The sequence below is a fragment of the Ferrimicrobium sp. genome (genome assembly GCF_027364955.1).
Lineage (GTDB): Bacteria > Actinomycetota > Acidimicrobiia > Acidimicrobiales > Acidimicrobiaceae > Ferrimicrobium.
Genome location: NZ_DAHXOI010000051.1, coordinates 1 through 6494 on the forward strand (window position 1 = coordinate 1; position 6494 = coordinate 6494).

Annotated in this window: 5 protein-coding genes and 1 riboswitch; of the genes, 3 read left to right on the plus strand and 2 right to left on the minus strand. The window is 57.0% G+C overall.

Going from position 1 to position 6494, the window contains the following annotated elements; translation table 11 throughout:
- The first annotated feature begins 148 nt into the window (after positions 1-148).
- Positions 149-1384 (plus strand): acetyl-CoA hydrolase/transferase C-terminal domain-containing protein, encoded by a 1236-nt coding sequence (locus tag M7Q83_RS13665; protein ID WP_298340033.1) that lies wholly within the window; start codon positions 149-151, stop codon positions 1382-1384.
- A gap of 31 nt (positions 1385-1415) precedes the next feature.
- Here M7Q83_RS13665 and M7Q83_RS13670 read toward each other — a convergent pair whose 3' ends face one another.
- Both M7Q83_RS13670 and M7Q83_RS13675 read right to left on the minus strand, forming a co-directional pair.
- A complete protein-coding gene (locus M7Q83_RS13670) occupies positions 1416-2891 on the minus strand; it encodes a hypothetical protein (protein WP_298340038.1) in 1476 nt (491 codons plus the stop codon).
- Positions 2884-4509 carry a hypothetical protein gene (locus M7Q83_RS13675; protein ID WP_298340041.1) on the minus strand — a complete coding sequence of 542 codons (1626 nt, stop codon included), beginning with the start codon at positions 4507-4509 and terminating at the stop codon, positions 2884-2886. Before M7Q83_RS13675 ends, M7Q83_RS13670 begins: the two co-directional genes overlap by 8 nt.
- Before the next feature lie 33 nt (positions 4510-4542).
- Positions 4543-4599: riboswitch (Fluoride riboswitch) on the minus strand.
- A gap of 119 nt (positions 4600-4718) precedes the next feature.
- On the opposite strand from M7Q83_RS13675, the gene M7Q83_RS13680 reads away from it, so the two are divergent.
- The gene (locus tag M7Q83_RS13680) at positions 4719-5486 is read left to right on the plus strand and encodes a crotonase/enoyl-CoA hydratase family protein (RefSeq protein ID WP_298340036.1); all 768 of its coding nucleotides are present in this window, start codon (positions 4719-4721) and stop codon (positions 5484-5486) included.
- A 107-nt stretch (positions 5487-5593) separates the two neighbouring features.
- Positions 5594-6127, plus strand: a complete 534-nt coding sequence (locus M7Q83_RS13685) for a DUF1707 domain-containing protein (RefSeq protein ID WP_298340044.1) — start codon at positions 5594-5596, stop codon at positions 6125-6127.
- The last annotated feature ends 367 nt before the right edge of the window (positions 6128-6494 follow it).

The following is a 6494-nucleotide window of genomic DNA, read 5'->3' on the forward strand; positions in this document are numbered from 1 at the left end:
CCTATTCTACCAGCTCAGAGGGCACTTTCTTCAGTTTTGGGGAACTAATTCCCAGAGTCGGTCGGTGGTTCTAGGCTTAGGTTGCGTAGAGATGGGTCATGAGCGCCAAAGGGGCACCGTGAGTCGCTGAAGATGAGGAGGCCTAGACGTGAAGATCGTCGCACTTGCAACGTTGCAAGAGCATTTTGCTCAGTTGGCGAACCCTGTCCCTCGTGTGGTGGTAAGCGGCAACTTCGCCACACCGCAGCAACTGTTGGAGGCCTTTGATCAGGCGGTGCCCCAGTATCGATTGTTCATCTTGAACCCGCAGGGAAGCGTTCCCGACCGGCCTGGGGTAACGTATGAGAGCCCCTTTCTTGGGCCAGCTATCCGTGACGCTGGCTGGCGGCTTGCGTATCTTCCCATGCGCCTGTCGTTGGTTCCTGGAGTCCTGGGTTCGTTCATGAGGCCGGAGGTGACGCTCATTCACGTCTCGAGACAGCGCGGTGATCATGTCTCACTTGGGACAGAGGTGAACATCTTGCCTGCGGCGATCGAACAGACTCGTAGAAATGGTGGCTTGGTGGTGGCCCAGATCAACGAGACGATGCCCTATACCTATGGCGACAGTGAATTGTCAGTCGATCTCATCGATTTCGCCTTCGTCCGTGACCAAGCGTTGACGAGCCCGGAGGACCTAGCCCATGACTCGATGATCGAGACCACGATCGCTTCGTTCGTGACCGACCTTATTGAGGACGGCTCGACCCTGCAACTGGGGATTGGTGCAATTCCTAACGCCGTGGCTGCCCAGCTGACAAGTGCCCGAGGATTGCGGATCTGGTCAGAGATGATCAGCGATGGTGTGCTCAATCTGGAGCACGTCGGTGCGCTCGATGCTGAGCATCCGCTGGTGGCTTCCTTTCTCTTTGGATCGAGCGAACTCTATGCCTGGTGTGATACGAATCCGCGTCTTCGACTCGTGCGCACAGAGGTCGTCAATGATCCTTCAATCATCGCCCAACAGCCCCGTATGACTGCGATCAACTCAGCATTTCAGGTCGATCTCTTCGCCCAGGCCAATGCTAACTTCATTAATGGGCGGTTCTACTCTGGCATCGGTGGGCAGGCCGATTTCACCGTCGGGGCACTCCACGCTGTCGATGGTCATTCGATCATCGCGCTCCCCTCTTGGCATGAGAAGAGTCACAGCTCGACCATACTTGAGCGTCTCGATGGGCCTGTGACCTCCTTCCAGCACTCGGCGATCATCTCAGAGCAGGGCACGGCGATGTTGTTCGGTCGTTCTTCCCGGGCTCAAGCCATGGCGATCGCCGGTCAGGTTGCTCATTCAAAGGTGAGGTCGGAACTTCAAGAGGTGGTAGAACGAAGCCATCTCGCCTAGCCCATCTCGCCTAGCCCATGACCTTTGCTCCTCACCAACCACCGAGCTGTCGGTAGATGTCCATCGCGGAGGAGTTTTCCGGTGCTGGTGATGCTTGGATGCGATGGGTCCGCACCCCGTTATTGATCACTTCTGGCCGGAGGCTCACCCCGTAAGTGCCGAGTTCACGTGCCACGCTGGGGTAATGAGTGACCACAATGGTGGTGATGCCGCGAGTCGTGAGTTCGGCTACGACGGTGGTGACAATGGCTGATGCCTCCATCTCATTTGTCGAGGCCAGTGGCTCGTTCATGAGGAGGAGTCCACCAGCGGAGAGGCTTGCGATGGTAGTCGCAAGGCGGGCCAACTCGCTCTGGAGCCGCCCTTGGCGTAATTCGCGATCCTCATCTTCGGGGAAGAAGGTGCGAAGACCGCTGCGCATGCTTGCTCGAAATTGCTCGGCGGTGACAAAACTACCGGTTTGCATCATGACGATGGCGATAGCGGTTCCCTGTAGCCAGGTGGTCTTACCACCTGAGTTAGCTCCGCTGATCACGATTGGTTCAGCGATCTCATCAGGAAAGTCATTCGGCGTTGGACGCTGTCCCGAACGCAAAGCGAGAGTGGGTTCGATGAGTTGGCAGAAGCTGAGCTCCCACCGTTGGTCTGTTGGCTCCGGGAAGCAGACCGGCACGCCTGTCGCACTGAGGTAGTCGCGCAGGTTCAGGCTGCCAACGAGCCACGCAAGGTCGTCGCGAAGCGCCACGAAGAACCTGACGATTGTATCGAGTCCATGTGCTAACGCCACGCCGATCTGACCGAGGGCAAGGTTACGGAGCTCTCGAAGGGTCTCGCTCCCCGCTTGATCACGCGGGGCGATCTCGATGCGATGCTTGGAAGTAAGGGAAAGTGCCAAGCGATCTCTCCATCCACGGCCTTCGAAGGGAGCCTCGATGATGAGGTCAGGGTTCGTTAGGTTGCCGGGCCCGAGTGTGGCGCGAGTCACCAAACCGTGCTCAAATTTAAGCTGTTCAAGCTCGATCTCGAGCGAGTTGAGGTAGGCGCTGTCAAAGTTGTCGCGAATGGTGGTGAAAAGAAGTCGTAATCCCTGTGATGACACATCACCGCCTGGTTCTTCTATCCGTTGTGCGAGAGCCCGCAAATCCGCGATGAGGAGTGCCAGGATCTCGCGAGAACGAAGAAGCTGTGAGATCGGGGCTTGGGGCCGTGTTGCATAAGCGGTGCGCCGTTCCATCTGGGCGCCGTGTTGTGCGATCCGAGCGAGGTCGCGTACCAATTGTGGGTGGGCGATCGCATCGGTGACGAGCTCTTGGCGCCATCGAATGATCGATGTATCCGTTGTGGCGTGGACGAAGACCGCCTTCGCAACTCTGGCGATGTCGGCATCGCCCGCGGCCATGGCGTCGATGATCATCGGGAATCCCAGGTCTTCGAGGGTTCGATCGTCGGTGAACGGTACCGAAGGTTCCGTCGTCCCTGGTGGCCAAAGAAGATGCAGCTCAATCATTCGGGACACCAGTGATTAATCCATATTGAGCGGCGAGTTCAAGAGCGAGTGCCCGTCCTTGCGGGGGCCGACGCTCGAGTCGAAAACTCCGTTCAAGCGTCGTTTCGTCGCTGAGTGCCACCAGTGATACGACACCCGGTGCCTGCACGGCAAGTGCTTCAACAAAGGTCACGATGATACAGCGCACCTGTTTTTGTTGACAACGTTCGATGAGTAAGCGACCGAGGATGACTGCGTCGTCAACACTGGTGGAGCTAAAGACCTCGTTAGCAAGGAGCAGTGCCTGTGCTTTCGCATCACCAAGGAAGTGCTGCAGGTTGATGATCTCCTCCTCGAGTCGCCCGGTCATCCGATCTGCGGCTTCCTGTTCCGAGAAGATGGTAGCAATACTCGGCGGTGGAGTGAGTTGAGCAGCCGAGGCTCCAACAGGCAGTCCTAACGCAGTGATGAGGTAGAGCTGGCCGATCGAACGCGTGTAGGTTGTCTTGCCTCCATTGTTGGGTCCCGTGACGACCGTGATCAGCTCGTCGTCATCGAGATGCCACTGATTGGTCACTGGCACCGTGTGGTTTCGGAGTAGATCATGTGCGAGTGCAAGGTCGTAGATCTGTTCAGCGTGCTCTTGGCCAGTTCCACGATTCAGCTTTGGTACAACCCAAGGCAAGCCCGCACCCTCGAAGGCAAGGATCTCTTCGATCCATGCGAGATAGAAGACCAGTTCACGCTCTATTGATGCGACCCAAGACGGGAGAAAGGTTTGGTGGGCGTTGGCAAAGGCACTGAGATGGGCGAACTGATCTGGGAAGATCCGTCCAAGGATGACCAGAATGCGATCGTCGATATGCGTACTTGAATGACGAGAGGCTGAGGCGCTCATGACCTGTGCATTGTTGCCGCCAAATCGAGCGAAAAGACTCAAGAGGTGATCACGATAGCCGCCCGCCCGCGCCCCGTCTTCGCTGCGCGCCCCGTCTTCGCTGCGCGCAACGGTGATCGCATTGTCCTCGAGAAGGAGTTGATAGCTTATGCGATCGAGTTCGGACGCCACCGACTCAGCGTCTCGGGAGAGCTGGAAAAAGTCATTCGTTTGGCTCAGTGTTACCAACGCATCCCGGAGTCCCGTTAGCCCCGCTGAACTCCAGGATGTGGTGCCTAGGTGAGTGAGAACTGATTCGATACCTCGCGTGTAGGCCAAGACAGCGTCGAGCAACCACCGCTCTCTCCCGCTGGGTTGGCGGGCTCGCTCCGCCGCTGTTAGGAGTAACTCGACGCGTTCGAGACACTCACAGAAGGTGAGGATTGGTAGCCGATTACCGGCAACGAGGAGATCGCCGGCAACGTCTTGACGGTAACGAATCGTAGTATGGTTCTGGGGCAATGTCGTGAAGTAAGGGAGAAGATCAAAGGGTTCGAGCCCCTTGTTGATGGCCGCGAAGAGGCGGTCGAGTGCGAGGTCGGTCAGGACAAAATCGTCAATGGCGCGACCGATATCAGCCGTGGGGTCCACCAGACTCTCCGGAGCGTTGATTTCATCAGAGTCTGCTTGTTGATGGCTGACCAACTGACTCGTCTTCCAGCTGGTGCTGGGATCACGTCGGATCATTTCTCGCAGATACACCTTTGACAAGAGACACTCCTTTCGTTCTATGTCGCTGTCATAGGAGTCATCAGTCGGAGACAATCGGCGAACTCCATCACCGATGGCAATCCTAATGGGTTGGTGGCCGAGCGTTGACGAAGGAGGGTGGCGGCCAGGGTGGCGTGCGTATGTGGGCGAACCGCGGTAGCTTGGTGAGGGAATACTCGTCGGGCAGGAGGGTCGCGCTGATGGCTTTGGTGGAGGTGGAGAATGAAGGGTTTGTTCGGATCATAACCATCAATCGCCCTGAGCGTAGGAACGCGATCGACTACGAGACGGCGGAACGCCTGCAGGAGGCATTCACCGTCTTTGCTGGTGATCGTGATGCTCGCGTTGCGGTGCTTGCCGGAGCTGGGGGAACCTTCTGTTCTGGAGCAGATCTTGTGGCGGTTGCAGAGGGATCTACTAATCGACTGGAAGAGGATGGCCATGGCCCGCTTGGTCCGACCCGCATGCGGATGAGCAAGCCGACGATCGCCGTCATCGATGGTTACGCCGTTGCCGGTGGTCTCGAACTGGCGCTCTGGTGTGATTTGCGAGTGATGGAGGCGGACGCGATCGTCGGAGTCTTCTGTCGACGCTTTGGCGTGCCGTTGGTCGATGGTGGCACGGTGAGACTACCGCGTATCGTTGGCCTCGGTAGAGCTCTGGACATGATCCTCACCGGTAGGGGAGTCGGTGCCGAGGAGGCGCTCGCGATGGGGCTGGTCAGTCGGGTGGTCCCCGCTGAACAAGGACGTGCCATGGCTATCGCCTTAGCACAGGAAATCGCAAGATTCCCGCAGGTCTGCCTCGTCAACGATCGGGCCTCAACTTATGAAGGTCTTGAGATCCCATTCGACGAGGCATTACGTAACGAATATCACCATGGTCGAATCTCCTTTGCGGCTGACGGTCAGGAGGGGGCGAGACACTTCAGGGCTGGTAAGGGGCGTCATGGGATATTCGATGACTAGGACGTGTGCGTCAGTGATGCATTCGGCTCGCTGCGTAGGTACTACTATCGACCCATCTGGTGCACATGGTAGGGATCGAATGCCTTGATTGCCTAGGCTCGGTAGTGATGGCAGACAAAATTGATCAGCGTTGCTCGGATCGAGACCGTGACGAAGCGGCGAGTCAGCTAAGAGAAGCCTTGTCGACTGGACGCCTGGACCGCAACGAGTTCAGTGATCGTCTAGATGCAGTATTTGCCGCAAGGACGATGGGCGAACTGGCGTCAGTGCTTAAGGATTTGTCAACCGATCTTGAGCACGGATCAAGCGCAGTTGGCACCAAGCTCGCATTGTCGCTCTTCGGTCACCAAGCGATTGTGCCAGTCCATGCTAGGACGATTGTGATCTCCCTCTTTAGTCGGTCACGGGTCGATCTCACCGTACTCCCCGAATCGGCAAGACGGCGAATCATCGCCGTCTCACTTTTTGGATCGACAAACATCGTACTCAGTCCGGAGCAACGTGCCCGGCTCGATGGGGTCGCGATATTCGGCAGAAAGCATATGAGCAAACATGCCCGCACCCAGGGTGCACCAACTACGGTCGAGGTCACGTGTCTCTCGGTTATGGGGTCCGTTGTTGTGGCGGCAAAGCGACGATAGTGTAGGGCATTGCGGCTATACGTCGGTCTCTAGTTCGTTCTGCGCTGAATTTGGTTCTCGGGTAATGTCTCGCCTTGCGAATCACCGCGTCGGTTCTCTGGGATCGCACGTGCACGAGCACGTCAAAGTAGTATTCTCGCTTCTCAATGCGCCGCCTGAGTTTGCCCGTTGGGACACATCTGGGCTGGGGATGGTTGCGTTTAATGGTCAAGGTGATAGTAGGGCGACCAGGGAGAAAGTGGATTAGTTTGGCCCTACTTGTCGCGTCTTGGCTCGTGTTTGCCGATGGCGTTTGAACTAGTAGTATAATTATGTGGCGATTTGTGGAACTTTTGTGGCGAACCGTACTATGCTGATAGTATGAAAC

Excerpts from the sequence above, each read along its gene's own strand:
- M7Q83_RS13680 (WP_298340036.1), top strand. The coding sequence starts at position 4,719 with ATGGCTTTGGTGGAGGTGGAGAATGAAGGGTTTGTTCGGATCATAACC.
- M7Q83_RS13670 (WP_298340038.1), bottom strand. The coding sequence starts at position 2,891 with ATGATTGAGCTGCATCTTCTTTGGCCACCAGGGACGACGGAACCTTCG.
- M7Q83_RS13685 (WP_298340044.1), top strand. The coding sequence starts at position 5,594 with ATGGCAGACAAAATTGATCAGCGTTGCTCGGATCGAGACCGTGACGAA.